The organism is Mesorhizobium sp. M0227 (assembly GCF_040321855.1).
GTDB lineage: Bacteria > Pseudomonadota > Alphaproteobacteria > Rhizobiales > Rhizobiaceae > Mesorhizobium.
In genome coordinates this window covers 24,510-51,383 of record NZ_JAMYSJ010000024.1, presented here as the reverse complement: position 1 = coordinate 51,383, position 26,874 = coordinate 24,510, and the positions used below count along the sequence as shown (strand labels likewise).

Here is a 26,874-nt window from a genome sequence, read left to right as displayed (position 1 = left end):
GCCATGTTCTATGTCTGCCGGGCAACGCGGGGGCGCGTCTTGTCAACCACAAAAGCATCCGGTACGCCCCGTTCATGACAGTTACCGTTCGTTTCGCCCCGTCGCCGACCGGCCGCATTCATATCGGCAATGCGCGCACGGCCCTGTTCAACTGGCTGTTCGCCATGAACAACAAGGGCCGATTCATCCAGCGCTTCGACGACACCGACATTGCGCGCTCGAAGCAGGAGTTTTCCGACGCCGTCCTCTACGACCTGCATTGGCTGGGCATTTTTCCCGACGCCACCGAGTACCAGTCGCGGCGCTTCGAAGTCTATGACGCGGCGGTCGAGAGGCTGAAGACGGCAGGCGTTCTCTATGCCTGCTACGAAACGCCGGAGGAACTCGATCTCAGGCGCAAGGTGCGCCGCACGCGCGGCCTGCCGCCGGTCTATGGCCGCGAGGCGTTGACCCTGACGCACGAGCAGATCGCCGAATACCAGGCCGATGGCCGCCAGCCGCACTGGCGGTTTCTCCTCCCCAATTTCTCAGGCGATCCACAACAGCCGGAACGCACCGAAATCCACTGGAACGACCTGGTGCGCGGCGAGGAAACCGTCGATCTCGCTTCGCTTTCCGATCCGGTCCTGATACGCGAGGACGGCACCTATCTCTACACTCTGCCTTCTGTCGTCGACGACATCGAGATGGGCGTCAGTCATATCATCCGCGGCGACGACCACGTCACCAACACCGGCGTGCAGATCGCCCTGTTCCAGGCGCTGGCTGCCGAGCCGCCGGTGTTCGGCCACCATAATCTCCTGACCACCGCATCGGGCGAGGGCTTGTCGAAGCGCACCGGCGCACTCTCCATCGAGAGCCTGCGCGAGGACGGCATCGAGCCGATGGCCGTCGCATCATTGGCCGTGCTGGTCGGCACTTCGGAGAATGTCGCGGCGGTGCCGACGATGGGCGAACTCGCCGAACGCTTCGATCCGGCGGCGACATCGAAATCCGCCGCCAAGTTCGATCCTGACGAGCTGTTCGTGCTCAACCGGTCGCTGCTGCACCATATGCCGTTCGCCGAGGCACAAGACCGTCTGATCGTGCTCGGCGTCTCCGGCGATCAGGCCGAACCGTTCTGGCTGGCGGTGCGCGGCAATCTCGACAGGCTGGCCGATGCGGTCAATTGGTGGCGCATCCTGCGCGAAGGGCCTCAGGAGACGCCGGAATTTTCCGATGAGGACCGCGACTTTCTTCGACAGGCGTTCGACCTGTTGCCGGAGGAACCCTGGACCGCGACGATCTGGAAGGACTGGACGGGCAAGATCAGGGAAGCGACCGGCCGCAAGGGCAAGGCGTTGTTCATGCCGCTCAGAACAGCCCTTACCGGACTGCCTTCGGGGCCGGAGCTTGCAGATCTATTGCCGCTGATGGGTCGGGAAGGAACGTTGGCCCGACGACCCTGACCTTCCGCTGTTCCGGCGGCAAGGCTGATATCGGCGACGTCACCGGCTTGGCGGAAACCCGCTTGATCGTCTCGCGGTCGAGCCCGCCTTCCTGATTGGCCAGCGTTTCGGGATCGGCACCTGGATCCGGTTTGGAGATCGGCACCGGAATGAACGGTGCGGAGTCCGTCTCGGGTTGCAACTGTTCCGGATTCGGCGGGTTGCCGGCGATGATCTGAAAACCCTGCGCGGCGGCGTTGCAGCCGCAAGCCGGCGGCCGCGACATATCGGGCTGCTTGTAGAGATAGGCGGTCGGCAATTCACTGTAGGGCCGGCCGGTGATAGATGACGTCATCGAGGCCGAATCGTCGCCCATGCCGCGCGAGTAGAAAACCTGCATTTCGGTGCCGGGGCAGCTCGATTCGCAATTCTTCTGGTCACGTTCGAAATCGCCAGCCGAGGCTGAGTTCGACATCGGGAAGAAGTAGCCGTCGCAGGTGCGCACACAGGAGGTGTGGAACTCACCGCCGACGCTCGGAAAATCGGGTATGCCGGGCTGGTTGAGCACCCGGCGGACATTGCGCTCCTCGCCTGGATCGTCGGGCGGGCTAGGCTCATCAAGCATATCGAGTTGCTGGCTGTTGCCGCCAAAAAGCTGATTGAACAGGTTTGCGCTGCCGCCGTCGCGGTTGGCTTCCTGCAAAGGCGTCCGCCGAGGCGCTACGATGTCGTCGCGGCAGCCATTGGCGTCAAGCGCCGCCAGGATGCGTCCGCGGTCGCGGCGAGAGCCGCCGCCGGCCAGCCGCTCGCGCTTGTTCTGCAAGGCGTCGAGATTGGCATTCATGCGGTCGATCGTGGCGTTGAGTCCGGCGCATTGATTGAGGTTGCGACCAAACAGCGAAAAACCGCACCCGGCCCGGCTCGCCTGGCTGCGAGCCTTCGAAATCTGTTCATGCTGCCTGGCAATTGCGGAATCGTATTTCCGGATCAGCGCCGGACCGCCACCGCCGCCGCGCGAGGACGCGGCAAGATCGGCTTCCAGCTGGCGGCAGACCCGCGAAGCAGCCTGTGGCTCGGCCACCCCCCAGGTTGCAGACAACAGGAGGCCAAGCAGCACGGCAGCATGCGCCTGCTTCCACCCTCCGCTTGCCATCCGCCCAAACTCCGCCTGCCAAATCCCGACTGTTAGCCCCGCAAGGCTACCGTGTTCGCGGTTAACTGCAGTTTACCGCGAAATCCGTGTTCAGCCCAGATTGACGACCGCCTGTGCCTTGTGGGCGGCTTCGACCACGGCAAGCGCCGTCATGTTGACGACGCCGCGCGAGGTGACGGACGGCGTCAATATATGCGCCGGCATGTCGGTGCCGAGCAGGATCGGCCCGACGTGTAGCGCATCCGTCATGGTTCTGAGCGCCGTCAGCGTGATGTTGGCCGAATCGAGGTTGGGGAACACCAGCAAATTGGCTTCGCCCTTCAGCCTCGAATGGGGATACACGCGCTGGCGCAGGTGCTCCGACAGAGCAGTGTCCGCATGCATCTCGCCATCGCATTCAAGGTCAGGCGCGATGCGCGCCAGGATCGCCGCTGCTTGCCGCATCTTCAGGGCACTGGGCGAATCGCGCGAGCCGAAATCGGAATGCGACAAGAGCGCTGCCTTAGGCTCGATGCCGAAGCGCTGGATTTCTTCCGCCGCCAGCACGGTCATTTCGGCGATTTCTTCCGCCGTCGGGTCGACGGAGACGTGGGTGTCGGTCAGGAAGATGATGCCGCGCTGCGAGATCAGCATGGAAAGCGTCGACAGGTCGTGGTCCTTGATGCCGGCGCGGGGGCCGATGATCAAGGTGACGTTGCGCAGATGCCGCTCGAAGCGGCCTTCGAGGCCGCAGACCATGGCATCGGCATCGCCGCGCTTCAGCGCAAGCGCTGCGATTACCGTGTTGTCGGTGCGCACCATGGTGCGCGCGGCCTCCGTCGTCACGCCACGCCGGCCGGCGAGTTCGATCAAAAGGTCGACATAATGGCGGTAGCGCGGATCGTCTTCCGGGTTGATCAGGCCGAAATCGACACCGGGCTTGATGCGCAAGCCGTAGCGCTTCAGGCGCACCTCGATGACGTGCGGGCGGCCGATCAGGATCGGCTCGGCGATGCCTTCCTCGAGCACCACCTGGGCGGCGCGCAACACGCGCTCATCCTCGCCGTCGGCATAGATGACGCGCTTGGCGCTCGATGCCTTGGCGGAGGAGAACACCGGCTTCATCACCAGGCCGGAGCGGAAGACGAAGCGGTTCAGCTTGTCGATATAGGCGGCGAAGTCGGTGATCGGCCGCGTCGCGACACCGGTGTCGCAGGCTGCCTTGGCGACCGCGGGCGCTATGCGCAGGATCAGGCGCGGATCGAAGGGCGAAGGGATCAGGAATTCAGGGCCGAAGATCGGCGTCTCGCCGGAATAGGCGCGTGCCGCGACATCGGATGGCTCTTCGCGTGCTAGCGCTGCGATCGCCCGCACCGCCGCCATCTTCATCTCCTCGTTGATAGCGCTGGCACCACAGTCGAGCGCGCCGCGAAATATGTAAGGAAAACAAAGTACGTTGTTGACCTGATTGGGAAAATCAGACCTGCCTGTGCAGATCATCGCATCGGGACGCGCCGCACGCGCCGTTTCCGGCATGATCTCGGGATTGGGGTTGGCCAGCGCCAGGATCAGCGGTTTTGGCGCCATGTGCTCAAGCAGTTCCGGCTTCAGCACGCCTGCCGCCGACAAGCCGAGGAAGACATCGGCGCCCGATATGACGTCGGCCAGCGTGCGCGCCTCGGTGTCCTTTACATAAGGGTCTTTCCAGCGATCCATCTCATCAGTGCGGCCCTTGTAGGCAACGCCGAAACGGTCGGTGACCCAGATGTTTTCGACTTTGGCGCCGAGCGAGACCAGCAGGTTGAGACAGGCAAGGGCGGCAGCCCCGGCGCCGGAGGTGACGATCTTGATGTCCGATATGGTTTTTCCGGCGAATTCCAGCCCGTTGAGCACGGCGGCGGCGACAATGATGGCGGTGCCGTGCTGGTCGTCGTGAAAGACCGGTATGGCCATGCGGGCCTTCAACTGCTCCTCGACCTCGAAACATTCCGGCGCCTTGATGTCCTCGAGGTTGATGCCGCCGAAGGTCGGCTCCAGGGCCGAGATCGTCTCGACCATGCGCTCGATACCGGGCGCGTCGATCTCTATGTCGAAGACATCGATGCCGGCAAACTTCTTAAACAGGACGGCCTTGCCTTCCATGACCGGTTTGGAGGCCAGCGGGCCGATATTGCCGAGGCCGAGAACGGCCGATCCGTTGGTGACGACGCCGACAAGATTGGCGCGCGCGGTATAGTCGGCGGCGGTCGCCGGATCGTCGCGGATTTCCAGGCACGGGGCGGCGACGCCAGGCGAATAGGCGAGCGCCAGGTCGCGCTGATTGCCGAGCGGCTTGGTCGCCTGGATCTCGAGTTTTCCCGGCCTTGGGTGCTTGTGGAAGTAGAGGGCGGCTTCGTCGAGGTCCGAACGTGCCGTCTTTTTGCTCTCGCCTTCCATGCGGCCGCTCCCTCGAAATCTGGCTGGAGATTCCCTTTTAGCATGCAGCCGTGGTTTTTCGCGACGCTAATTGACGCGCCGAGAGCTTTACCCGGTGGCGCGTCGAAAGCCACAATTAATCAGACGCTTATCTTGATTTTCTGACAGACCATTCCTGCAGTTTCACGGACAAGTTGATCAGAATGCGCTGACGTAGAGACCACCATCGACCGGTATGTTCTGCCCGGTCAGATAGCCGGCATGGACCGAGCACAGGAAGGCGCAGATCTGGCCGAATTCCTCCGGCGTACCGAGCCGCTTGGCCGGAACGTCGGCGCTGATGCGGGTCTTGCGCGCGGCTGCGGCCTCAGGGCTTTCGACACTGCCGGCTTCATGCGGGCCGCGCAGCCGGTCGGTGTCGAGCTTGCCCGGCAAAAGACTGTTGATGGTCACGTTGCGGTCGACAACCGTTCTGGCCACGCCGGCAAGAAACGAGGTCAGGCCGGCGCGCGCGCCGGACGACAGGTCGAGGCCGGGAATGGGCACATAGACCGACAGCGAGGTGATGTTGACGATACGGCCGAAGCCGCGCTTGGCCATGCCGTCGATGACAGCCTGCACCAGCTCGATCGGCGTCACCATATTCTGGGTGACGCCTTCGAGGATTTTTTCGCGATCAAGCGTGCGGAAGTCGCGAAGCGGCGGCCCGCCATTGTTGTTTACGAGGATATCTGGCTCGGGACAGGCCGCGAGCAGCGCCTTCTGCACCTCCGGCTTCGAAACGTCGCCAACGACTTCCGTCACCGTGACGCCATAGCGCTCGCGCAACTCAGCGGCGGTTTTCGCCACCAGTTCGGCGTTGCGCCCGTTGACCACGACATCGCAGCCGGCCTCGGCCAGCGCCATGGCGCAACCGAGCCCAAGTCCCTTGCTCGAAGCGCAGACGATGGCCTTCTTTCCGCGGATACCAAGATCCATGACGATTTCTCCTGTGATTTGGCCGGCAGGCTAGTCCTTCGGCTGGACCAATCGCAACCGTCATACGGTTGTTGCATGAATCGGGGCATAGGCTCGCGAAAGCAACGGTGAAATCGCGATGTCCGGCCAAGAGCCCCGCACTTTCCGCAGCATGTTCATTTCCGACGTCCATCTGGGCTCGAAGGCGGCCAAGGCCGAGTTCCTGATCGATTTCCTTCGATATCACGATGCCGATATCATCTATCTGGTGGGCGACATCGTCGACGGCTGGCGGCTGCGACGGAGCTGGCATTGGCCGCAAAGCCACAATGACGTCGTGCAGAAACTGCTGCGCAAGGCGCGCAAGGGCGCCAACATCACCTACATCGCTGGCAACCATGACGAGTTCGCCCGCCAGTTCCAGGGCGTGCATTTCGGCGGCATCGTCGTCGCCGACAGCGCCATCCACGAGACCGCCGACGGCAAGCGCCTGCTCGTCATCCATGGCGACCAGTTCGACACCGTGGTCCACAATGCGCGCTGGCTCGCCTATCTCGGTGATCACGCCTATGACGCGGCCATGCTGGTCAATCGCGTGGTGACGCGGCTGCGGCAACTGCTCGGCCTGCCGTATTGGTCGTTTTCGTCCTGGGCCAAGCACAACGTCAAGAAGGCGGTGAACTTCATCGGCTCGTTCCAGACCATGCTAGCGGACGAGGCGCGCCGCTCGCATGTCGACGGCGTCATCTGCGGCCACATCCATCATGCCGCCATCGAGAATTTTGGCGATGTCCAGTACATCAACACCGGCGACTGGGTGGAAAGTTGTACGGCCGTGGTCGAGCATTTTGACGGCCGCATGGAAATCCTGACCTGGGCGCAGGTGCTGCCAGAGTCGCTGGACGAGCCCTTTATCCCGCTGCTCATCGAAGATCGGGTAGGGCAGGCGGCATAGGCCGGAGTTCGTCTCAGCTGCGGGATCAATCGATTAGTCCAAACGGTTTCGCCCGGTTTTCGTCCATGTTAAGGGATCGACACGCGTTGCCGTCCGGTCGAATACAGCGCGATTGGATCGATTCATGGCCCTGCCGCAGCTCTCGCCCGAACAACTCGTCAAGCCGCGCCATTTCGAACTGCGCATGAGCCTGATCTTCGCGACGCTGTACGTGCCGCTCGGAACGCATTTGCCTTATTTTCCACTGTGGCTGCAGGCCAAGGGTTTTCACGCCGAGCAGATCGCCGTCATTCTGGCGGCGCCAATGTTCCTGCGCGTGGTGACGACGCCGTTACTGACCGCGCTGGCCGACCGTGCCAGGGACCGCGCCGATGTCTATGTCGCGCTGATGGCTGCATCACTGCTCTTGTCGGCAGGTTATTTCCTGCCGCCGACCTATGCGATGGTGCTGGCGGTCTCATTGGCGCTGACCATTGTCTGGACGCCGCATTCGCCGATCGCCGATTCGCTGGCGCTTTCGGGGGTCCGCCGCTTCGATTCGAACTACACAAGCATGCGCAAATGGGGCTCGATCTCCTATCTCTGCGCCAATGTCGCCGGCGGCTTCATTCTGTCGGCAACCGGCTCGCAGGCCGTTCCGGTTGTCATTCTGGCGGCGTTTGCCGCGGCCCTTGCCGCCGGCCTGCTGGCGCCGCGTCTAGGCCGTCCGCGGCGCGCCTCACCGCTGTCGGCCGCCGACATCCAGCATTCGGCGCCGAAGCTTCTCAACCCGTATTTCCTGTATTTTTCCGTCGGCGTCGGCGTCATCACCGCCAGCCACGCATTCCTCTACGGTTTCGTCTCCATCTATTGGAAATCGATCGGCATCAGTGATTCGGTTGTCGGTCTCTTATGGGCTTGGGGTGTGGTGTCGGAAGTCTGCATGTTCATGATGTTCACCCGCTTTTTTGACCGGTTCTCCGTCGTGTCGATCATGGTGATGGCGGGGATTGGCTCCATCGTGCGCTGGATCGCCTTTCCGCTGGTCTGGCCGCTCGGCCTCGGCATTCCCGGTTTCTTCGGTGTCCAGTCGCTGCACTCGGTCTCGGTGGCGCTTGGGCTGATCGGCCTGCAGAAGATGATCGGCGAAACCGTCTCCGAGGAGCGGACAGGTGCCGCGCAAGGCATTGCCTATTTCTCCAACGGCTTCTTCATGGCGGTGGTGACGCTGGCGTCCGGCCCGCTCTACGACCGTCTCGGCGTGGACGGCTTCTTTGCCATGATCCCGATCGCCTTGATCGGGCTGGTGCTCATCGGGCTTGCTGCGCGCTCAGCCCCACAGCGCCACATCGGGCGGTGACACCAGCGATCCCTGGTAGATAAGGCCCGGTACCCGGTCGCGGGCAAGCAGCAGCGGACCGTCGAGGTCGACGAAATCGGCATGCTGGGCAAGCAGCACCGCTGGCGCCATCGCCAGTGACGTGCCGACCATGCAGCCGACCATCACGCCGAAACCGAGTTCGCGGGCGCGATCGCGCAGCACCAGTGCCGCAGTCAGGCCTCCCGACTTGTCGAGCTTGATGTTGACGGCATCGTAGAGACCGACAAGCGCTTCGAGATTCTCAGCCTCATGCACGCTTTCATCGGCGCAGATCGGCACGGGATGGGCGATATGGCGCAGGATCTCGTCACGACCGGCCGGCAGCGGCTGTTCGATCAGCGCGATGCCTTGTTCGGCGGCAAAGGCGAGGTTCGCAACGATGTTGTCGTCGCTCCAGCCCTCATTGGCGTCGAGGATGATGCGGCTGTCTGGCGCTGCCTGCCTGACCGCGCGGATGCGGGCAATGTCGTTGTCGCCGCCGATCTTGACCTTGAGTAGCGGCCGCGCGGCATTGGCGCGGGCCTGCGCCGCCATCGCCTCCGGCTCGCCCAGCGACAGCGTGTAGGCGGTTTCGAGCGCCTGCAAGGGAAGAGCACCTATCGCGACTGCTACCGAGGTTCCGCTGAGCTTTGCCTCCAGATCCCACAGGGCGCAGTCTATGGCGTTGCGGGCGGCTCCGGCCGGCATCGCATCGAGCAAGGCGGTCCGGCCGATGCCACCGGCGATCCGGCCACGCATGGCCTCGATGGCGTCGCGCACGCCCTCCATGGTCTCGCCATAGCGCTTGTAGGGGACACATTCGCCGCGGCCGAAGTGGCCGCCGTCGCCGATCGTGCAGGAAATCACCTCGGCTTCGGTCTTGGAACCGCGCGAAATGGTGAAGGTTCCGGCGATGGGAAAACGCTCGGCCTCGACCGAAATGACACGCGCCATATTTTTCTGCTCCTGCTATGCGACAACCGTTGTCGGCAAATCGACAGGTCAGACCCGTCAGGCTAAACAGGACGCCATGTTGACCATCGGCAAGCGCGACGCAAGCGGCACGACCGCAGGGGAGGCTGACCACGAACCGCGCGTGGCGATCGGCGAGGAGGATGGCGTTCTTGGCTGCGCTTTCTCCGGAATCTGGACCACAAGGACCGTCGCGCTCATCGACGCCGACATGCGCAAGATCGAAAAGCGAAGCGGCTTCAAAACCTTGGCGCTCGATGTTTCCAAGATCGAGAAGATGGACACCGCCGGCGCCTGGCTGATCGACCGGCTGGTCAGCGCCTTCGAGAAGAAGGGCGTCGAGATCCAGATGCAAGGCCAGAGCGAGATCGCTTCGATCCTGCTCGAAGCTGTCGGCGAGGCCGTGCGGCGCGAACCCGTATCCGGCCCGGCGCGACCGCCCAACATCGTCATTCGCGCGCTGGAGGCGGTTGGCCGCCGGGTCTACGAGATGCGCGACGATTTTCTCGCCTCGATGAACATCCTCGGCGCCACCATCCGTGGCGCGCAGATGAAGCTCGGCCGTGGCCATGCCGTCAACCCGGCGGCGATTTTCAACCAGATCGACCGCATGGGCGTCGGCGCCATTCCGGTGGTGGTGCTGATGTCGGCGATCGTCGGCGCCATCGTTGCCCAGCAAGGCGCCTATCAGCTCAGCTATTTCGGCGCCGATATCTTCGTCGTCGATCTGGTCGGCGTGCTGATCCTGCGCGAGCTTGGCGTGCTGATGACGGCGATCATGATCGCCGGCCGCTCCGGCAGTGCGATCACCGCCGAGATCGGCTCGATGAAGATGCGCGAGGAGGTCGACGCGCTGAAGGTCATCGGGCTCAACCCGATCGGCGTCCTGGTCTTTCCGCGGCTCGTGGCGCTGGTCATCGCCTTGCCGTGCCTGACCATCATCGCCAATTTCGCCGCACTCGGCGGCGGCATACTGGCTGCCTGGCTCTATTCCGACATCCCGCCCGCCGCCTTCATCGACCGGCTGCGCGTCGCCATCGATCTCAGCACCATCTTTGCCGGCCTGATCAAGGCGCCGTTCATGGCCATGATCATCGGCACGATTGCCTCGGTCGAAGGCATGAAGGTCGGCGGCAGCGCCGAATCGCTCGGCCAGCATGTTACCGCTTCGGTTGTGAAGTCGATCTTCGTCGTCATCATCCTCGACGGACTTTTCGCCATGTTCTACGCAGCGATCGAGTTCTGAGATGAAGCTGCGAAACAGGAAAAGGGCAGGCGCATTGGCTGAGGACGCGGGTGAGGGCGACATCGTGCTATCCGCGCATGACATCAGCGTGTCCTTCGCCGACAAGCTTATCCTCGACAGACTGTCGCTCGACATAAGGCGCGGCGAAATCCTTGGATTTGTCGGCGCCTCGGGTGCTGGTAAATCCGTTCTGCTGCGCACCATTCTCGGCCTGACGCGCAAGCAGTCGGGTACGATCAAGCTGTTCGGCGTCGATATCGAGAAAGCTGATGATGCCGAGCGTCTGCGCATCGACATGCGGCTTGGCGTGCTGTTCCAGCACGGCGCGCTGTTCTCGGCGCTGACAGTGCTGGAAAACGTCCAGGTGCCGATGCGCGAATATCTCGACCTGCCGCGAAAGCTGATGGACGAACTGGCGATGCTCAAGATCGAGCTGGTCGGGCTGCCGCCCGATGCAGCGCAGAAATTCCCGTCCGAACTGTCCGGCGGCATGATCAAGCGCGCCGCGCTGGCCCGGGCGCTCGCGCTCGATCCCGACATCGTCTTCCTCGACGAGCCGACATCGGGCCTCGATCCGATCAGCGCGGCGGAGTTCGACGAGCTGGTGGTCAAGCTGCGCGATACGATGGATCTGACCGTCTACATGGTGACGCACGATCTCGACACGCTGTTCACCGCTTGCGACCGGGTGGCCGTGCTCGGCAAGAAAAAAGTGCTGGTCGAAGGCACCATCGGCGACATGCTGAAGAGCGAGGAACCGTGGGTAAAGTCCTATTTCCGCGGAAAACGCGCCCGGCAACTTGATCTTGCGGCGCGCGCATAGCCATAAGTGGGACAATGGAAACCAGAGCCAACTATGTCATTGTCGGCATCTTCACGCTGGCCGCGATCCTGGCGGCGTTTGCCTTCGTCTACTGGACGGCGGCCATCGGCGACAAGGGCGAGACGACGTTGCTGCGCGTGCGCATTCCGGGCTCTGCGTCCGGGCTTGGCCGCGGCAGTTTCGTGCTGTTCAACGGGGTCAAGGTCGGCGACGTCAAGCGCGTCTATATCGACGTCGACAATCCGACGGTTGCCATCGCCGATACCGAGATCGACCGCATGACGCCGATCACCAAATCGACGCAAGCCGATATCGGGCTTGCCGGCCTGACCGGGCAGGCCAACATCGAGCTCAAGGGCGCCGACCCCAAGGAAGTGAAACTCCTCGACCAGGCGGAAAAGGAAGGCAAGGTCGCCGAGATCGTCGCCAACCCGTCGGCGGTGACCAACCTCTTGCAGACGGCGCAGAATATCTTCACCCGCGCCGACAAGGTGCTGACCGAGCTCGAAGGCTTCACCAGGGACGTTCGCGGGCCGCTGACGCAGACCGTCCAGAATGTCCAGACCTTCTCCGATGCGCTGGCCAAGAATTCGGACGGCATCGACAAGTTCCTGTCCGCCGCCAGCACGCTGGCGGATGAGCTGAAAGGCGTTTCCGGCAAACTCGACGGCACGCTGAAAGCAGCCGAAGGCCTTCTCAACGCCGTCGACAAGGACAAGATCAAGAGCATCGTCGCCAATGTCGACGCGGTAACCGGTAACCTCAAGGAGACGTCGAAACAGCTCGACGGCGTGATCAAGAACGTCGATACGGCCCTGGGGTCGGTCAACGATTTTACCAAACGGACGCAAGGCACGCTGGCCAAGGTCGACAACGTGCTCGACGGTATCGATCCCGCACAAGTGCGCTCGGCGCTCGCCAACATCCAAAAGGCCAGCGAGAGCGCCGACAAGGCCGCCGCCGACATCGCTGAGGTTACCCACAAGTTCGCCAACCGGGCCGACGACATCGACCAGACGATCAAGGATGCAAAGCAGCTCGCGCAACGGCTCAACGATGCCTCGGTGCGCGTCGATGGCATTCTTGCCAAGGTCGATACCTTGCTCGGGTCGGGCCAGGCCGACGGCGTGATGGCGGATGCCAGGGCCACGCTGAAGTCGTTCAAGCAGGTTGCCGACACGCTGAATGCCCGCCTTGGCGTCATCACCGACAATCTGGCGCGCTTCTCGGGACAGGGGCTTTCGAATGTCGAGGCTTTGGTGCAGGACAGCCGCCGTTCGATCAGCCGCATCGAAGAGGCGGTGACCGATCTCAGCCGCAATCCGCAGCGCATCCTTTCGGGTGGCGACGGCGAGGTTCGGCAATTCGATGGCAGGGCGCGGCGTTGACTTCGGCGACGGCGCGCCCCAGAAACATGAGCCGCGAAAGCGGGTCGATCTTACGATCCGGGGACAACGGGGATCGCGCGTGAAGTCTGTGTGGGTGAAAACGGGCGGGTTGACTTCGGCTGCGGCACTGCTTGCCTTGACGTTGGCCGGCTGCGCGGCGTTGGGCGGCAAGCCCGCGCCGCTCGATACGTTCGAGTTGTCGGCGCCTTCGGTCGACGCGCATGGCCACAGCCGCCGGCAGATCCTGATCGCGCAGCCGTCGGCGCTCAAGGCGCTGGACAGCCAGAACATCGTCATCAAGCCGTCGGATCGCTCGATCCAGTATCTCAAGGGCGCGCAATGGGCCGACCGGCTGCCGCTGATCGTGCAGGCGCGGCTGGCCGAGACGTTCCAGCGCTCGGGCAGCTTTGCCGGCGTCGGCAAGCCGGGCGAGGGCCTGGCGATCGACTATCAGGTGATCGTCGAAATCCGGTCCTTCGAGGTGCGCGTCGAAGGCGGCGAGCATGCCGAGGTCGACCTGTTCGTGCGCATCCTGAACGATCGCAACGGCGAGGTCCGTGCCTCCAAGAGCTTCACCGCAGCCGCACCCGTCTCGGGCAGCGGCAATCCTGCCTATGTCAGCGCGCTCGATAAGGCGTTCGGCGACGCCGCCGGGCAGATCGTGAGCTGGACGGATTCGGTGATCTGAGCGCGGGGGCGCCGGAATCCCACAAAGCTTCATCCCCCCAGGCTTCTCTACCTACAAGCGGTCGAAGATTTCCGGGCGGAGCTTTCCGGTCTTCATCAGGTACTGCAGGGTATAGGTGACGGACAGCGCGTCACCGAGCGCGTCGTGCCCCTGCAATGGCGGGTGTTCGACGCCGTAGTAATCGGCGAGCTTGTTGCTCGGCGTTCTCGCCAGATCCTCGATCGGCATTCCGGCCGCGATCAGCAGCTTGACGGCATTGTCAAACCGGGTGGCCGGGACCGGAGGCTGAATGCCCGCGACATAGCAACTGATGGCGATCATGTTCAATTCGTCCTTGCCCCAGGACCAGAATCGCGACCCGTCGGAAAAACGATCGACGTCGGCGAGCGCATCTCCTAGCGCCACGCCTTCGGTCTCCAGATCTTCCTCGGTGATGCCGGTCAGTTTGGTGAAGAACGGGTCGAGGGCGTATCTCTGACCAAACCGGTCGACCGGTCTGATATAGGCCTTGTGTGTGCCGAGCAGGGGGAAGTCGCCTTCAAGTCCAAGCCTGACCGCGCCGATCTGCGCGATCACCGGGTCGGGGTCGTGTGCCGCGCACCAGAATCGGCGTTGCGAGCCCTCCAGGCAAAGAAACTCGCAGTCGAATATGATTGCCGTCTTCACGATCACACCCTTCGAGCGTCAGGGCAGCGGGTATTGTCGGTGGACTTCAGTGCGTCGGAAATCCGACTTGGGCAAGTCCCGAACGCGTCGATCGGCTTGCAAACGTGCTGCGGGCAGGTTCGGCGCGTGCCGGAGGTTCAGCACAGTCACAGGCGGGACCATGGCCCCGCCTGTTCAATTCCTGTCTTAGTGCAGGCGGCCGCTCGCATGGGCCAGCATGGTGTAGACCTTGCCTGTGTCCGACGTCAGATAGGTCTGCGCCATGATGTTGTCGCGGTCGTTGCGCGAGACATCCTTGAGCAGCTTCTCGAAATCGTCGCAGTAGCGGTCGACGGCGGCGCGGAACTCGGCCTCGGCCTGATACTTGCGACGAATCTCGTCGAACGTCTGCTGTCCCTTCAGCGTGTAGAGCCGCCGCGTGAAGACGTCACGCTCGCCACGCCGGTAGCGGTTCCACAGCTCGATCGAAGCATCGTGGTCGATGGCACGCGCGATGTCGACGGAGAGCGAGTTCAGCGATTCCACGACATGCAGGGGCGAGCGCTGGGCAGGGGTAGCGCGCTGCGCTTCCACGGGGGCCGTAGGGGCTGCCGACCTGAGGTCCTCATCGTTCGATGCCGCGGTAAGCAGATCGCGCACCCATCCGCCCTGAGGCGTGCGGGCGCTGGCATCGCCGCGCGGACGCGGTGCCGCCTCGGCAGGACGCTCAAGGTCGAGCGTGCCTCGCAATGCAGGGCCGCCCAAGGGCGCCTGAGGCGTGCGCAGGTCCGGCTGCGGTGCCGGTGCACGGCGCGGCGGCTCGGCGGCGCGTGCGGCCGGCGCTTGCGGCGCCGGGCGCAGGTTGCGTGGTTCTGATCCGTCACCGCCGCCGCGGCCGGACTTGGCCACGATGTCCGAAAGCTCCTTGAGGGCGTTGATCTGCTCGGAAACGGCGCGGCGGATGGCCGAGGTCGATTCCTTTGCCTCTTCCGGCATTTCGATGACGCCCTTCTTGAGCTCGGCCCGGGTCAGGTCGAGTTCGCTCTTGATCGAGCCCGCGGTGCGCCGCATCTCTTCGGTCGCATCGGCAAAGCGCTTGGTTGCCGAATCGACGACGTCGGTGATGGCATTGCGGATCTTGTCGGCCGATTCCATCGTCTTGCCTTCGGCATTCTGCAGCGTCTGGCCGACGAGATTTTCGAACGAGCGCATGACCCTTTCGAGATCTTCCGACTTCTTGACTAGGCCGACGGCGAGGTCTTCGAGCGACGATTGCCTCTCGAGCGTGTGTTCGAGATTGCTCTGGGCCGAGCTCAGCAGGTCCGAAGCGCTGGACAGCAGGCGGCTGTGTTCGTCGAACTTGGTGGCGATCGACGCCACCTCGCGCAAGGTGGACGACGACAGTTCCGTCAGCCTTGTCGTGTTCGAATCGACCAGTCGCGCCGAGCTGGCGAAGGTCTGCGCGGCTTTCTCGGTGGTGGCGGCGAAGCTTTGCGTGCTGCCGCTCAGGCGTTCATCGACCTGGCCGAGATTGACCGCGGCCTGCTCGATCAGCTGGCCGAGCTGCGAACTGGACTTGGTCATCCGGCCGATGAGATCGGCGACGCTGTCGGACAGCGACGAGCGGGCGCCCTCGACCGCCGACAAGGTTTCGGCGGTGCGGTTCGCGAGTGCGTCGACAAGCGCGGCATTCTCGGTGCGCAGCTTCTCGGTGGCGCGTTCGGTGACCTCTTCCATGCTCTTTTGCAGGTCCGAGCCGCCCTGGGCGAAACGCTCGACCAAGGGCCGTGCGGTTTCGTCGAGGATCTTCGACATTTCGGCCGAACGTGCGGCGAGCATGGTGTTGAGTTCGCGGGTGTTGGCGCCGATCGTCTTGGCGGCATCGTTGGTGCTCTGGCCGATATGCTGGCCGACCGCGGTGAAGGTCTCGGCGATCACATTGGCGCGCGAGACGAGTTGCGCCTCGGCATTCGACACCTGCTCGTTGAGCTTCTGGCCCATCGTCTCGGCTGTGAAGGCGAGGCGGTTCTCGACGCCTGAGACCTGCTCTTCGACACGGGCGGCCGCGGCCGCGGCGCTCGAGGCGAGCCGCTCGTCGGCGCCGGCAAGCGCCTGCTCGATTTCGCGGGCGTGCACGGCCATGTCCTGGCCGGTCCGCCTGGCGCGTTCGGCGACCCTTTGCTCGGTATCGGCAAAGGCACCGACGATGGTCTCGGCATGCTCGCCGATCGTGGTGGTGCTGCTGGCGATGCGCGACACCAGGCGCTGATCCGCGTCGTCGAAGATACGGCCGATTTCCGAAGCACGGCTCGACAGCGCTTCCGAACCTTCGGCGATGCGCGAGACGAGCTGCTGGTCGGCGGCATCGAAGATGCGGCCAAGGTCCGATGCGCGTGCGGCAAGCGCTTCGGCCGATTCGCCGATGCGCATGCCGAGCCGCTGGTCGGCGCCTTCGAAGTTGCGCAGGATGTCGCCGGCGCGCGCGGCCAGCGACTGGGCCGTTTCGATGGCGCGGGCGACCAGCTTCTGGTCGGCGGCATCGAACGTGCCTGCAATCTCGCTTGCACGAGCTGCCAGATGATCGGCGGTGTCCTGAGCCCGGGCGGTCAGCTGATCGGCGGTTTCCTGGGCGCGGGCGGCGAGCTTCTGGTCCGCCGCTTCGAAGGTGCCGGCGATCTCGCTTGCGCGAGCAGCCAGTTGATCGGCGGTTTCATGGGCGCGGGCCAGCAGCGAGCTGGACGTGTCGTCCGCACGGGCAAGCAAGGCGCTCGACGTATCTTCCGCACGGGCGTGCAGGCGACGGTCTGCATCCTCGAAGGTGCGGGCGATGTCTTCGGCCCGCGCCAGCAGGGCGGCGGAGGTCTGCTCGGCGCGCTCGGCGATCTTGCGGTCGGCGTCGCTGAACGCGGCGCCGGCCTGCTCGTGCAGGGTGCTGGTGACTTCCAGCACCTTCTCGCGCAGGGCGCCGGCGACAAATACGGCGCTCTTCTCGAGCACGGCGCGGACGTTGTCGACGCCTGTCGAGAGCGCACGCTCCATGGTGCCGGCGCGCTCCTCGATGATGCCCGTCTGGCGGCTGAACGCCTGCTCGATCTTTTCGACATCCGCCGCGATCGCGTCGGAAATGCCGGTGCTTCTGGCGGCGATCTGGTCGATGTGACCCGACAGCGACCGGTCGACGTCCTTGCGGGCCTCGGCCAACTTGCCCAGATCGTCTTCCAGTGCGCGGGCCAGCATATTACGGCCCTCGGACAGCTTGCCGACATGTCCGGCGATGACGTCGTCGATATCGCCACGGCTTTCGGTAAGCTTCTGCAGGTCAGCTTCGAGGGCGCGTTTGAGAATGTCGCGGCCCTCGGCCAGTTTCTCGACCTGGCCGGCGACCAGACCGTCGATGCTGGAGCGGCTTTCGGCCAGCTTGGCGAGATCGGCTTCCAGCGCGCGCTTGAGAACATCGCGGCCTTCGGCGAGCTTCTCGACCTGGCCGGCGACCAGGCCATCGATGCTGGAGCGGCTCTCGGCCAGCTTGGCGAGATCGTCCTCGAGCGCCTTCGACAGGGTCGAGCGTTCCTGGACAAGCCTTTCCGCGTGGCTGTTGACGAGGCCGCCGACATTTTCGAGGTCGGCTTCAAGCGCTTTCGACAGCGTTGAACGATCCTGGACGAGCCTTTCGGAATGGCTGTTGACCAAGCCGTTGACGCTTTCGAGATCAGCCTCGAGCGCCCGGGCGAACTGTGCCCGGTCATCGACCAGCTTCTGCGACTGATCGGCAATGGTTCCCTTGATCGCATTGAGGTCGGATTCCAGAGCGCGCCGCAGGATGTCGCGACCCTCGGAAAGCTTCTCGACCTGACCGGCGACGAGCCCGTCGATGCTGGAGCGGCTGTCGGCCAGCTTGGCGAGGTCGTCCTCAAGTGCCCTGGACAGGGCGGAGCGGTCTTGGACAAGCTTGTTCATGTGATCGGCGATGACGCTGTTCACATTCTGCAGGTCGGTTTCCAGCACCCGCGAAAGCTGCCCGCGATCCTCGGCCAGCTTTTCCGACTGGCTTGAGATGACGCCCTTGATCGTGTTCAGGTCGGATTCCAGCGCGCGCTTGAGAATGTCGCGGCCTTCGGCCAGCTTCTCGACCTGACCGGCGACCAGACCGTCGATGCTCGAACGGCTTTCGGCCAGCTTGGCAAGGTCGGCTTCAAGGGTCTGCGACAGCAGGCTGCGGTCTTCGGCGAGGCGTCCTGAATGCCCTTCGATCAGGCCGCGTATGCCGGACAGATCATTGTCGAGCGAATGGGAAAGCTGTGTGCGGTCCTCTGCCAGTTTGGCGGAATGGGTTTCGATGAGGCTCTTGATGCCGACGATGTCGTTTTCCAACGCCTTGGCGAGCACGGCGCGGCCTTCGGCGATCTTTTCCACCTGACCGGCGACCAGACCGTCGATGTCGGCGCGGCTGTCGGACAGTTTGCCGAGATCGGCTTCCAAAGCGCGCGACAGGATGTTGCGGCCCTCGGCGAGTTTTCCGACATGACCTGCGACCATTTCATCAATGATCGTACGAGCTTGCACCAGTTTCCCGGAGTCTTCGTTCAAGGCAGTGGAGAGCCTGTTGCGGCCTTCTTCCAGCCTTTCGAGATGGCTGCCGAGCGATGCATCGATGGCCGCCCGCGATTCATTGACCTTGCGCAGATCCTCTTCAAGAGCGCGCGAGATCAGGCTGCGGCCTTCGGCCAGCTTCTGTACCTGGTTGGTCACCGCCGCATCGATGCCGGCGCGGCCCTCGGCGAACTTCGCCAGGTCGGCCTCCATGGCCGTGGCCATGCGTTCGCGGCTTTCTGACAGTTTCCTGCTGTGGTTCTCGACGGCTTCCTCGATGCCGACGCGGGCGTCGGCGAGCCGCTGGATGTCACTGTCGAACGAACGCGACACGACGTGGCGGGCGGCTTCCATGCGCCCGGCGAAGTCGCTGGCGCGGGCTTCGAGCATAGAGGAGGTCGAAGTGACGATGTCGGCCATGTCGGCGCCGATCTGGGTCTTGCCCTGATCGATCATCGCCGACAACGTGTCCTTGCTCTCGGCAAAGGTGTGGGCGATTTCGCGGGCGCGCTCGACCAGCGTTTCGTTGATCTGGCGGGCGCGGGCCTCGAGTGCCGCATTGAGCTTCTGCGTTCCGGTGTCGAGCGCCTCGGCGCGGGTCTGGAACTCGCTGATCAGTGCCTGGCCGCGTTCGGCGAGCGTCCGCTCGATGCCGTTGAGGCTGGCCTCGAATTCGGAATTGAGGGTGCGCGCGGCGCCGCCGAGCAGCGACACCATGCCGGTGGTGCGATCGTCGAGCAGATCGGTCAACGACCGCGTCAGGCCGTCCGTGGTGTCCGTCAGCTTGGCAATGCGGGTGTCGAGAAGGCTGGCGAAGGCCTCGCCCGAGGTCGACAGCCGATCGGTGATCGAATCGAGCCGGCCTTCGACCGAATCGAAGATCGACATCGAGCTTTCGTTGATGCGATCGATCAGCGTGTCGCCGGAATTGGTGATCGTCATCGACAATTTGGTCGATGCATTCAGGATCGAGTCGCGGATGATATCGGAGGCGGCGCCGATCTCGTCCTTCAGCGTCTCATGCGCGCCGGTGATCGAGGCGCGGACGCGCTCGGCATGGGTGACGACGGCTTCGCGCTCGCTGCCGAGCCCGTCGACCAGCGAACGGATGCGGGATTCATTCTCGGAATAGGAGCGTTCGATCTGGTTGACTTCGCTGTGGACAAGCGTTTCCAGTTCGACGGCGCGGGCAAGTGTGCGTTCGATGCCTTCGCCCATGGCCGCGACTTCGCGACGAACGGCCTGGCCGATCATCATGACGCGATCCTGGGCAAGGTTTTCCGGCTCGGTCAGGCGGAAGGCCACTTCGGTCATGGACTGTGCGGCGATGCGCATTTCCTGGGCGCGGCGAATCATGGCGGCGAAGGCCCAGAACAGGATGACGGGCACGATGGCCGCGACAGCGAGGCCGATCAGTTCCGGACGGGCAAGGAACTGGTCGAGCGTACGGATTCTCCAGATGCTCGGTCCGAAAAGCAGATTGGCCAAACCGCCGGCGCCGGCGAACCAGGCGAGCGAAACGAAGGCGACGACCCAGTAAATGGTGTTCGAGGCACGCCTGTTGAGGCTGTGCAGAAGCGTCTTGTAGTCCTTCTGGCGATCGTCATTGGCCGGCGCGAAACCCGCGGGCTGGGCGCCATTGCGCGGTTCCACGGGGCGCAATTCGGCAGGCTTGGCCTTGGGCGCGGGTTTCGCGGCGTGGTTCTGATTGACCACAGGCTCCGGGTTTTGTTCCGGCTTATGATTGCGTCCCTCGCGCGCCAGCTCGTCGGCCGCCTGGGATATCTGAGCTTCCAGATCCTCCATCGAAGCCGCGATGTCGAGGTCGCCGCTGCCGATCTCGTTGCTGAGGTCGAGATCGAGCGCCTTTTCCAGTTCCCTGGCCACGTCGCTGTCGAGAGTTCTCGTCGTCGTTGGTTTCTTTGCCATGCCTTCGCTACCCTGTACTAGCTGCCGCGGGCTTATAATTCTGTTTGTCTTGCCCCGCGCAGGAGGCTGAAAATGGACCCCTCGTATCGTAATGACACAGGGGGGTAAAGAAAACATGCATTCCGCGGGATACGTAAAACTTTAAATATAAGGTTAACGGAACTGTGATTTGGGCGCCGCTTTGGCAACATTTTTCCCGGCCATTCATTAACCCGTTGTCCATTGGATTCGCCTAGGTTTTTGGGCGAATCGAAGAAACGGAGTTCGAGTTCATGCGTGGCGAAAGCGGCATTGCCTTCTCAATGCCCGGGGGCGACGTATCCGGACCAAGGCGGTCACGGCCGGTCGATTTGGCACACCTTGCCCGCCAGACGATGGGCGACCGCAGCCTTGAGCAAGAGGTGCTGGCGCTGTTTGTACAGCAGGCGCTGTCCGTGCGCGACAGAATAGTCGACGCCGACATCAAGGACCGGCTTCTGCTCGCCCATGGATTAAAGGGTTCGGCACGGGGCGTCGGCGCCTTTGCCATTGCCGATTGCGCCACCGAGATCGAGCACCGGCCGGAAGACGGCCAGACGCTCAAGCGGCTTGGCACGCTGATCGACGAAGTGCGCGATTTCATCGCCGCCATCAACCGCTGAATCCGCGCCGAACCCGATTTGCGGAAAAACGTCATCGGGCGGCGCTTTCATGCGGCAGTTGACTTGTCAGCCGGAGTGATTATCTCGGCTGGAACTCCCTTCAGGTGACAAATGACCAAGCTGACTTTCATTGCCCATGACGGCACGCATTTCGACATGGACGCCGAGAACGGCTCTACGGTCATGGAGAACGCGATCCGCAACGCCGTGCCCGGGATCGAAGCCGAATGCGGCGGTGCCTGCGCCTGTGCCACCTGTCACGTCTATGTCGACGAAGCCTGGACGGCTGAAGTCGGCGAGCCGGAAGCGATGGAAGAGGACATGCTGGACTTCGCCTACGACGTCCAGCCCAACTCGCGCCTGTCATGCCAGATCAAGGTCCGCGATGCGCTTGACGGCCTGGTTGTCCGCGTGCCCGCCCGCCAGGGATAAGCGCAGGATCTTTGCCAACTGATTTTTCCCGCTGCGGCTTGGCAGCGGAGCATTGGTCATGCAGTGTCCTGCTCTCTTCGCAGCGAGGCACATCGCATGACCGAGACCACCAAGACAGACGTGCTTATTGTCGGGGCAGGGCCGGTCGGCCTGTTTGCCGTGTTCGAGCTCGGCCTGTTCGACATGAAGTGCCACCTGATCGACATTCTGGATCGGCCGGGCGGCCAGTGCGCGGAGCTCTATCCGGAAAAGCCGATCTACGACATTCCAGGCTGGCCTTCGATCTCGGCGCAGGGGCTGGTCGACAAATTGCTCGAGCAGATCGCGCCGTTCAAGCCTGATTTCAGCTACAACCGAATGGTTTCCAGCCTGGAAAAACTGGAGGACGGCAGTTTTCGCGTCACCACCGACGAAAATGAGGTGTTCGAGGCCAAGGTGGTGGTGATTGCCGCCGGCGGCGGCTCCTTCCAGCCCAAGCGTCCGCCGATCCCCGGCATAGAGCCCTATGAAGGCAAGAGTGTCTTCTATTCGGTGCGCCGGATGGAGGATTTTCGCGGCCATGACCTCGTTATCGTCGGCGGCGGCGACTCGGCACTCGACTGGACGCTGAACCTGCAGCCAGTGGCAAAGAGCGTGACGCTGGTGCACCGGCGGCCCGAGTTCCGTGCCGCCCCCGACAGCGTCAACAAGATGTATGCCATGCAGGAAATGAGGCAGCTGGAATTCCAGGTCGGGCAGGTGACCGGATTGACCGGTGCCGACGGCCAACTGTCATCGGCCACCATCAAGGGACCGGACGGCGATGTCGAGGTGCCTTGCACGCGCATGCTGCCGTTCTTCGGCCTGACCATGAAGCTCGGACCGATCGCGGAATGGGGTCTCAACCTTCACGAGAACCTTATTCCGGTCGATACCGAGAAGTTCCAGACATCGGTGCCTGGTATCTTCGCGGTCGGCGACATCAACTGGTATCCGGGCAAGCTGAAGCTGATCCTGTCGGGCTTCCACGAAGTGGCGCTGATGGCGCAGGCCGCCAAGCGCATCATCAGCCCCGGCGAGCGCATCGTTTTCCAGTACACGACCTCCTCGACCAGCCTGCAGAAGAAGCTCGGCGTCTCCGGCTGAAGCTTACTCGGCGAGGATGGGCGTCGCATTGTCGGCGTAACCGCGAAGCTCCTTTTCGGGCATCAGCGTCAGCGTGATCAGCCCCAGCAGCAATGTAGCGGCGGCGACGGCAAAGATCATCACGAACGGCTCGACCGTCGCGCTATGGCCCACGATCCGCACGCCTTCACCGGCAAGCGGCAGGCCGTAGCCCAGAGCGACCGCGCCGAGCATCGCGACACCAAGCGCACTGCCAAGCGAACGCAGGAATGTCAGCACGCCCGTCGCGACGCCGAGATGCACGCGATCGACGGCGTTCTGGACCGACACGGTGGTGACCGGAAACGTCGTTCCGGTTCCAAACCCGATGCAGATCGTCAAGACCTCTACCTCCAGCAGCGTTGCATATCCTGCGACGACGGCCAGCAGGCAGAGGCACAGCATGCTGAAGACGACGCCCACCATTGCAATGCGCTTGTAGTGGGTGAAATGCGGTATCATGCGCCCGCTGAATGCCGCGCCGCCGACGGTCCCCAGCAGAAGCCCAAGCATCGCGATGCCCGACTCTGCTGCCGACAGGCCGAGCACCGCCTGAAGATAGACGGGCAGGTACACAGCCATGCCGACGCTTGCGGCCTGAAGCAGGAACATCGAAAGCGTGCCTGCCAGAACGATTGGATTGCCAAGCACTTCAAGCGAGATGAGCGGCTCGGCGGCTCGCATAAGCCGCAAGGCAAAAGCGCCCCAGAAAATCGCCGAACCGCAGAGAACGCCGATGACTTCAAGCGAAATCCAGGGATAGGCGCTGCCGCCCCAGTTCAATGCGAGCAGCAGCAGCGCCGTGGCAATGATCAGAAGCAACGCGCCCAGGGCGTCGATACGATGGCGCTTTGCGGCAACGGGCAGTTTCTTGAGCGGCTTGTTGATGATCGCCATCGCAAGAACACCAAGCGGAATGTTGATCCAGAAGATCAGTGACCAGTGCAGGTGCTCGGCGAAAGTGCCGCCGAGCAACGGACCGGCAACGCTGGCGACGGCCCATGTGCCGGAGAACCAGGCGGCATAGCGTGCCCGCTCGCGCGGCGGAACGAGATCGCCGACGACGGTCTGCGTCAAAGCGAACAAGCCGCCGCCGCCGGCGCCCTGGATCGCCCGCCCGACAACCAGCACAAACATGTTGGGAGCCATCGCACTGACCAGCGATCCCGCCAAAAAGATCAGGATCGCGGCATAGACGGTTGGCCGGCGTCCGTAGACATCGGAAATCTTGCCGTAGAGCGGGGCCACGGCGGTAGCGGTCAGGAGATAACCGGTGACGATCCATGGCAGATAGTGTGCGTTTCCGAGCGCATGCCCGATGGTCGGCATGGCCGGCGCGACAATGGTCTGATCGAGTGCCGCCAACAGCATCGACAACAGCACGCCGCCGATAATGGCGTTCTTTTCGCTCTCTGTTATCGGCGTGCCGGTTTCCGCCATCGTTTTGTTATCGACAGCCTGGTCCATGATCGTTCATCCATAAGCTTGCGATTTGACCGGCGCTGTTCAGCCGTTCCGGTTTCTCGACCGTTCGGATCGCATTGGTGTTTTATGCTCGCGTCTGGCGAGCCTGATATATGTCGTCCCATATAGGCCGGTTTCGACAGCGGCTCGAAAGTTTTTCGAATCTGGCACTACGCTTCGGCGAATTTGGCTTCAGTTCGGGTGCGTTCAGGCCGGCGGCAGTCGGCCGTTGCCGATGCGCTCCATGCGGTAGCGCAGCAGCCGCAGGATGCGGCTTTCGAAATTGACGCTTTCGACGCGGTCGAACTGAAGCTGGGCGCGGTCGTGCCTGGCCAGGACAGCCGCGGTGATCGCGGCCGCCTTGGCCTTGGCGGCGTCGCAGTTCTTTTGCGGGTAGGTGGCCTTCAAGGCCTCTTCGAGTTCGCCGCCATGGTTCTTGGCGATTTCGACATGGCGCTCCTCATGGCGCTTGATGTCGGCGGACAGCGTATCCCAGAACAGCCTGACATCGGCATCGGCCTTGCGCGGGCGGCGCCACTCGGGAAGGATCACCTTCACCTTGACGGTCACCACCGCGTCGGCGATTCGGCAGGAACTCGGTGTCTGCGCATAGCTGATACGGGTGGTGAAGGCCATTTGCGTGGCGCCCGGGTGCCGGGTGCCGGTGCTTTTCACCTCCGGCCCGCGTTTGGAGAGTTGTGCCTCGATGTCGTCGAGCGTGCTGCCGCCGATGGCGAAATAGCTGTACGTCTTGACGAGATTGGCGGCAGCCGCCGGAAGCGGGGTCATGGCGAGCAGCAGCGCGCAAGCCAAGGATTGTTTCACGCACAGGGACGGTTTTTTCATGCCAAGCATGGATCGTTTCATCATGTTGCCTCTTCGACCACCTTGCTTTACGGCCGTTGCCGGCGCAATGAAATTGATCCGCCAGGGATCACACATGATTGATGAACTCCATGGTCGATGAGCAATGACGGCCAGGCGATGGCAGTTGGCGCATGGACGCCATCTCGACCTTGGCGGCAAGGCCGTGGTCGTCGGCATCCTCAATGTCACGCCCGACAGCTTTTCCGATGGCGGCCAGTTCGACGCCCCTGAAAAGGCGCTGGCCCAGGCGCGCCGCATGATCGGGGAAGGGGCACTGGTCGTCGATGTCGGCGGAGAATCGACGCGCCCAGGTGCTGCCGCGGTATCGGCCAGTCAGGAACAGGACCGCATCCTGCCTGTGATCGAAGCGCTGGCGGGCGTGAGTGAGGTGCTGATTTCGGTCGACACCTATCGCGCCGACACGGCGCGGCTGGCGGTTGCCGCCGGCGCTCATATCGTCAACGATGTATGGGGTTTGCAGCGCGAGCCCGATATTGCGCGTGTCGCCGCCGACACCGGCGCCGGGCTTGTCATCATGCATACCGGGCGGGATCGCCAGAAACTGCCGGATGTGATTGCCGATCAATTGACGTTCCTGCGAAAGTCGCTGGAAATCGTCCGCCAGAACGGCATCGCCGACGATCATATCGTGCTCGATCCCGGTTTCGGATTCGCCAAGGAGACGGCGAAGGAAAATCTCGACCTAATGGCACGCTTTTCGGAATTGCATGCACTCGGCTTGCCGCTGATGGTCGGTACGTCGCGAAAACGCTTCATCGGCACGGTCACCGGCCGTGATGCCGCCGACAGAGGGGTCGGAACAGCGGCGACCAGCGTTATATTGAGGCTCCAGGGCGCCGATCTGTTTCGCGTCCACGATGTCGCATTCAACGTGGACGCTTTGGCGCTTGCGGATGCTATGCTGGCGCGTCAGACGGACCGGGCGAGAAACTGAGCGATGTATGTCATCCGCATGAAGAACTGCGCTTTCTTTGCCCGGCACGGCGTGCTGGACGAGGAGGAAAGGCTCGGCCAGCGCTTCTATGTCGATGCCGTTCTCACCGTCGATCCGGGCCGGGCGCTTGCCGAGGATTCCATCGAGGATACGGTCCATTACGGCATTGCATTCACCGTCATTGAAAAGATCATCACCGGGCAGCGCCGTTTTCTGATCGAGTCGCTGGCGCTCGAAGTGGCCCGTGCGCTGACGGCGCGTTTTCCGCAGATAAAGAAAGCCGAGATCACGGTGCGCAAGCCGAACGCACCGGTGCCCGGCGTGCTCGATTATGTCGAGGTGACCGTTGTCTGGCCCGAATAGTACCGTTTATCTCAGCCTTGGCGGCAATCTTGGCGATCCGGCGAAATCCATGGGCGCGGCGCTGCGAATGCTGGATGCCGACGCGGATACGCGCGTCACCGGCGTCTCGTCGCTTTATCGCACGCCGCCCTGGGGCAAGCTCGATCAGCCGGATTTTCTCAATGCGGCCGCCGAGATTTCCACCGTGCTTGCACCGCGTGCCTTGCTCGACCTCTGCCTCGATGCGGAGCGCAAGCTGAAGCGGGTGCGCGAGGAGCGCTGGGGGCCGCGGCTGATCGACATCGACATTCTGGTGTTCGGCGACCGCGTCATCCACGAGACCGGGCTGGAGGTGCCGCATCCGCGCATGCTGGAGCGCGCCTTCGTGCTGGCGCCGCTGGCCGAGATCGCGCCCAGCCTGGTTGTCAGCGGCCGCAGCATCACCGACCGCCTGGTCGCCGTCGATACCTCAGGCATCGAGCGATTGTCGTCCGGCCGGGATTGGTGGCTGGCCTGAGGTCCGG

Annotated in this window: 21 protein-coding genes; 13 read left to right on the top strand and 8 right to left on the bottom strand. The window is 63.3% G+C overall.

All coding sequences use genetic code 11. From position 1 onward, the window contains the following. The first annotated feature begins 74 nt into the window (after positions 1-74). Positions 75-1,448, top strand: coding sequence for a glutamate--tRNA ligase (gene gltX, locus NKJ00_RS25320; RefSeq protein ID WP_352552974.1), 1,374 nt, complete (start codon positions 75-77; stop codon positions 1,446-1,448). On the opposite strand, the gene NKJ00_RS25315 is transcribed toward gltX, so the two are convergent. The 3 genes from NKJ00_RS25315 to NKJ00_RS25305 all read right to left on the bottom strand — a co-directional run bounded on the left by NKJ00_RS25315 (position 1,366) and on the right by NKJ00_RS25305 (position 5,952). After that, positions 1,366-2,580, bottom strand: a complete 1,215-nt coding sequence (locus tag NKJ00_RS25315) for a DUF2865 domain-containing protein (protein WP_023810571.1) — start codon at positions 2,578-2,580, stop codon at positions 1,366-1,368. The two genes, gltX and NKJ00_RS25315, sit on opposite strands and share 83 nt — an antisense overlap. 90 nt (positions 2,581-2,670) lie before the next feature. Beyond that, on the bottom strand, positions 2,671-4,995 hold the full coding sequence (locus NKJ00_RS25310) for an NADP-dependent malic enzyme (RefSeq protein ID WP_352552978.1): 2,325 nt from the start codon (positions 4,993-4,995) through the stop codon (positions 2,671-2,673). A 177-nt stretch (positions 4,996-5,172) separates the two neighbouring features. Then, complete coding sequence (locus NKJ00_RS25305) at positions 5,173-5,952, bottom strand: SDR family oxidoreductase (protein ID WP_352552979.1); 780 nt, start codon at positions 5,950-5,952, stop codon at positions 5,173-5,175. Positions 5,953-6,070: 118 nt separating this feature from the next. Here NKJ00_RS25305 and NKJ00_RS25300 point away from each other — a divergent pair, with 118 nt between their 5' ends. Further along, complete coding sequence (locus NKJ00_RS25300) at positions 6,071-6,886, top strand: UDP-2,3-diacylglucosamine diphosphatase (protein ID WP_352631666.1); 816 nt, start codon at positions 6,071-6,073, stop codon at positions 6,884-6,886. Positions 6,887-7,010: 124 nt separating this feature from the next. Beyond that, positions 7,011-8,225: an MFS transporter gene (locus NKJ00_RS25295; RefSeq protein WP_352631664.1), complete on the top strand. Its 1,215-nt coding sequence runs from the start codon at positions 7,011-7,013 to the stop codon at positions 8,223-8,225. Here NKJ00_RS25295 and dgcA read toward each other — a convergent pair. Continuing rightward, a complete protein-coding gene (gene dgcA, locus NKJ00_RS25290) occupies positions 8,196-9,179 on the bottom strand; it encodes an N-acetyl-D-Glu racemase DgcA (protein WP_352631662.1) in 984 nt (327 codons plus the stop codon). The genes NKJ00_RS25295 and dgcA overlap by 30 nt on opposite strands. Before the next feature lie 76 nt (positions 9,180-9,255). Between dgcA and NKJ00_RS25285 the strand changes: the two genes are divergently transcribed. The 4 genes from NKJ00_RS25285 to NKJ00_RS25270 all read left to right on the top strand — a co-directional run bounded on the left by NKJ00_RS25285 (position 9,256) and on the right by NKJ00_RS25270 (position 13,342). Further along, positions 9,256-10,443 carry an MlaE family ABC transporter permease gene (locus NKJ00_RS25285; RefSeq protein WP_352631660.1) on the top strand — a complete coding sequence of 396 codons (1,188 nt, stop codon included), beginning with the start codon at positions 9,256-9,258 and terminating at the stop codon, positions 10,441-10,443. Position 10,444: 1 nt separating this feature from the next. Beyond that, positions 10,445-11,266: an ABC transporter ATP-binding protein gene (locus NKJ00_RS25280; RefSeq protein ID WP_128303560.1), complete on the top strand. Its 822-nt coding sequence runs from the start codon at positions 10,445-10,447 to the stop codon at positions 11,264-11,266. A 14-nt stretch (positions 11,267-11,280) separates the two neighbouring features. Further along, entirely contained in the window at positions 11,281-12,654 is a 1,374-nt protein-coding gene (locus NKJ00_RS25275; RefSeq protein ID WP_352612804.1) for an MlaD family protein, read from the top strand. A gap of 79 nt (positions 12,655-12,733) precedes the next feature. Further along, the gene (locus NKJ00_RS25270; protein WP_502895168.1) at positions 12,734-13,342 is read left to right on the top strand and encodes an ABC-type transport auxiliary lipoprotein family protein; all 609 of its coding nucleotides are present in this window, start codon (positions 12,734-12,736) and stop codon (positions 13,340-13,342) included. A 51-nt stretch (positions 13,343-13,393) separates the two neighbouring features. Here NKJ00_RS25270 and NKJ00_RS25265 read toward each other — a convergent pair whose 3' ends face one another. Both NKJ00_RS25265 and NKJ00_RS25260 read right to left on the bottom strand, forming a co-directional pair. Then, the gene (locus tag NKJ00_RS25265) at positions 13,394-14,008 is read right to left on the bottom strand and encodes a 3'-5' exonuclease (protein ID WP_128303562.1); all 615 of its coding nucleotides are present in this window, start codon (positions 14,006-14,008) and stop codon (positions 13,394-13,396) included. Positions 14,009-14,194: 186 nt separating this feature from the next. Then, on the bottom strand, positions 14,195-20,506 hold the full coding sequence (locus tag NKJ00_RS25260; RefSeq protein WP_352631658.1) for a kinesin: 6,312 nt from the start codon (positions 20,504-20,506) through the stop codon (positions 14,195-14,197). 272 nt (positions 20,507-20,778) lie between these two features. Here NKJ00_RS25260 and NKJ00_RS25255 point away from each other — a divergent pair, with 272 nt between their 5' ends. The 3 genes from NKJ00_RS25255 (at position 20,779) to NKJ00_RS25245 (ending at position 22,704) form a co-directional block, all read left to right on the top strand. Further along, positions 20,779-21,147, top strand: a complete 369-nt coding sequence (locus NKJ00_RS25255) for an Hpt domain-containing protein (protein ID WP_023813039.1) — start codon at positions 20,779-20,781, stop codon at positions 21,145-21,147. Between the two features lie 111 nt (positions 21,148-21,258). Next, positions 21,259-21,579 (top strand): 2Fe-2S iron-sulfur cluster-binding protein, encoded by a 321-nt coding sequence (locus tag NKJ00_RS25250; protein ID WP_013531878.1) that lies wholly within the window; start codon positions 21,259-21,261, stop codon positions 21,577-21,579. A 96-nt stretch (positions 21,580-21,675) separates the two neighbouring features. Then, positions 21,676-22,704, top strand: a complete 1,029-nt coding sequence (locus NKJ00_RS25245; protein ID WP_352440292.1) for an NAD(P)/FAD-dependent oxidoreductase — start codon at positions 21,676-21,678, stop codon at positions 22,702-22,704. Positions 22,705-22,707: 3 nt separating this feature from the next. Here NKJ00_RS25245 and NKJ00_RS25240 read toward each other — a convergent pair whose 3' ends face one another. Together NKJ00_RS25240 and NKJ00_RS25235 are read right to left on the bottom strand one after the other, a co-directional pair. Continuing rightward, positions 22,708-24,189 carry an MDR family MFS transporter gene (locus NKJ00_RS25240; RefSeq protein ID WP_352612808.1) on the bottom strand — a complete coding sequence of 494 codons (1,482 nt, stop codon included), beginning with the start codon at positions 24,187-24,189 and terminating at the stop codon, positions 22,708-22,710. Between the two features lie 204 nt (positions 24,190-24,393). Then, entirely contained in the window at positions 24,394-25,053 is a 660-nt protein-coding gene (locus tag NKJ00_RS25235; RefSeq protein ID WP_352440309.1) for a DUF922 domain-containing Zn-dependent protease, read from the bottom strand. A 103-nt stretch (positions 25,054-25,156) separates the two neighbouring features. Between NKJ00_RS25235 and folP the strand changes: the two genes are divergently transcribed. The 3 genes from folP to folK are packed head-to-tail and all read left to right on the top strand — an operon-like array spanning position 25,157 to position 26,867. Continuing rightward, positions 25,157-26,008 carry a dihydropteroate synthase gene (gene folP / locus NKJ00_RS25230; protein ID WP_352552995.1) on the top strand — a complete coding sequence of 284 codons (852 nt, stop codon included), beginning with the start codon at positions 25,157-25,159 and terminating at the stop codon, positions 26,006-26,008. 3 nt (positions 26,009-26,011) lie between these two features. Next, the gene (gene folB, locus NKJ00_RS25225; RefSeq protein WP_023813034.1) at positions 26,012-26,371 is read left to right on the top strand and encodes a dihydroneopterin aldolase; all 360 of its coding nucleotides are present in this window, start codon (positions 26,012-26,014) and stop codon (positions 26,369-26,371) included. Continuing rightward, complete coding sequence (gene folK / locus NKJ00_RS25220; protein ID WP_023813033.1) at positions 26,355-26,867, top strand: 2-amino-4-hydroxy-6-hydroxymethyldihydropteridine diphosphokinase; 513 nt, start codon at positions 26,355-26,357, stop codon at positions 26,865-26,867. Before folB ends, folK begins: the two co-directional genes overlap by 17 nt. Positions 26,868-26,874 lie beyond the last annotated feature (7 nt).

Excerpts from the sequence above, each read along its gene's own strand:
- NKJ00_RS25295 (WP_352631664.1), top strand. The coding sequence starts at position 7,011 with ATGGCCCTGCCGCAGCTCTCGCCCGAACAACTCGTCAAGCCGCGCCAT.
- NKJ00_RS25280 (WP_128303560.1), top strand. The coding sequence starts at position 10,445 with ATGAAGCTGCGAAACAGGAAAAGGGCAGGCGCATTGGCTGAGGACGCG.
- NKJ00_RS25310 (WP_352552978.1), bottom strand. The coding sequence starts at position 4,995 with ATGGAAGGCGAGAGCAAAAAGACGGCACGTTCGGACCTCGACGAAGCC.
- NKJ00_RS25315 (WP_023810571.1), bottom strand. The coding sequence starts at position 2,580 with ATGGCAAGCGGAGGGTGGAAGCAGGCGCATGCTGCCGTGCTGCTTGGC.
- NKJ00_RS25285 (WP_352631660.1), top strand. The coding sequence starts at position 9,256 with ATGTTGACCATCGGCAAGCGCGACGCAAGCGGCACGACCGCAGGGGAG.
- NKJ00_RS25245 (WP_352440292.1), top strand. The coding sequence starts at position 21,676 with ATGACCGAGACCACCAAGACAGACGTGCTTATTGTCGGGGCAGGGCCG.
- folB (WP_023813034.1), top strand. The coding sequence starts at position 26,012 with ATGTATGTCATCCGCATGAAGAACTGCGCTTTCTTTGCCCGGCACGGC.
- NKJ00_RS25235 (WP_352440309.1), bottom strand. The coding sequence starts at position 25,053 with ATGAAACGATCCATGCTTGGCATGAAAAAACCGTCCCTGTGCGTGAAA.
- NKJ00_RS25240 (WP_352612808.1), bottom strand. The coding sequence starts at position 24,189 with ATGGACCAGGCTGTCGATAACAAAACGATGGCGGAAACCGGCACGCCG.
- NKJ00_RS25300 (WP_352631666.1), top strand. The coding sequence starts at position 6,071 with ATGTCCGGCCAAGAGCCCCGCACTTTCCGCAGCATGTTCATTTCCGAC.
- folP (WP_352552995.1), top strand. The coding sequence starts at position 25,157 with ATGACGGCCAGGCGATGGCAGTTGGCGCATGGACGCCATCTCGACCTT.
- NKJ00_RS25305 (WP_352552979.1), bottom strand. The coding sequence starts at position 5,952 with ATGGATCTTGGTATCCGCGGAAAGAAGGCCATCGTCTGCGCTTCGAGC.
- NKJ00_RS25255 (WP_023813039.1), top strand. The coding sequence starts at position 20,779 with ATGCGTGGCGAAAGCGGCATTGCCTTCTCAATGCCCGGGGGCGACGTA.
- NKJ00_RS25275 (WP_352612804.1), top strand. The coding sequence starts at position 11,281 with ATGGAAACCAGAGCCAACTATGTCATTGTCGGCATCTTCACGCTGGCC.
- gltX (WP_352552974.1), top strand. The coding sequence starts at position 75 with ATGACAGTTACCGTTCGTTTCGCCCCGTCGCCGACCGGCCGCATTCAT.
- NKJ00_RS25250 (WP_013531878.1), top strand. The coding sequence starts at position 21,259 with ATGACCAAGCTGACTTTCATTGCCCATGACGGCACGCATTTCGACATG.
- NKJ00_RS25260 (WP_352631658.1), bottom strand. The coding sequence starts at position 20,506 with ATGGCAAAGAAACCAACGACGACGAGAACTCTCGACAGCGACGTGGCC.
- dgcA (WP_352631662.1), bottom strand. The coding sequence starts at position 9,179 with ATGGCGCGTGTCATTTCGGTCGAGGCCGAGCGTTTTCCCATCGCCGGA.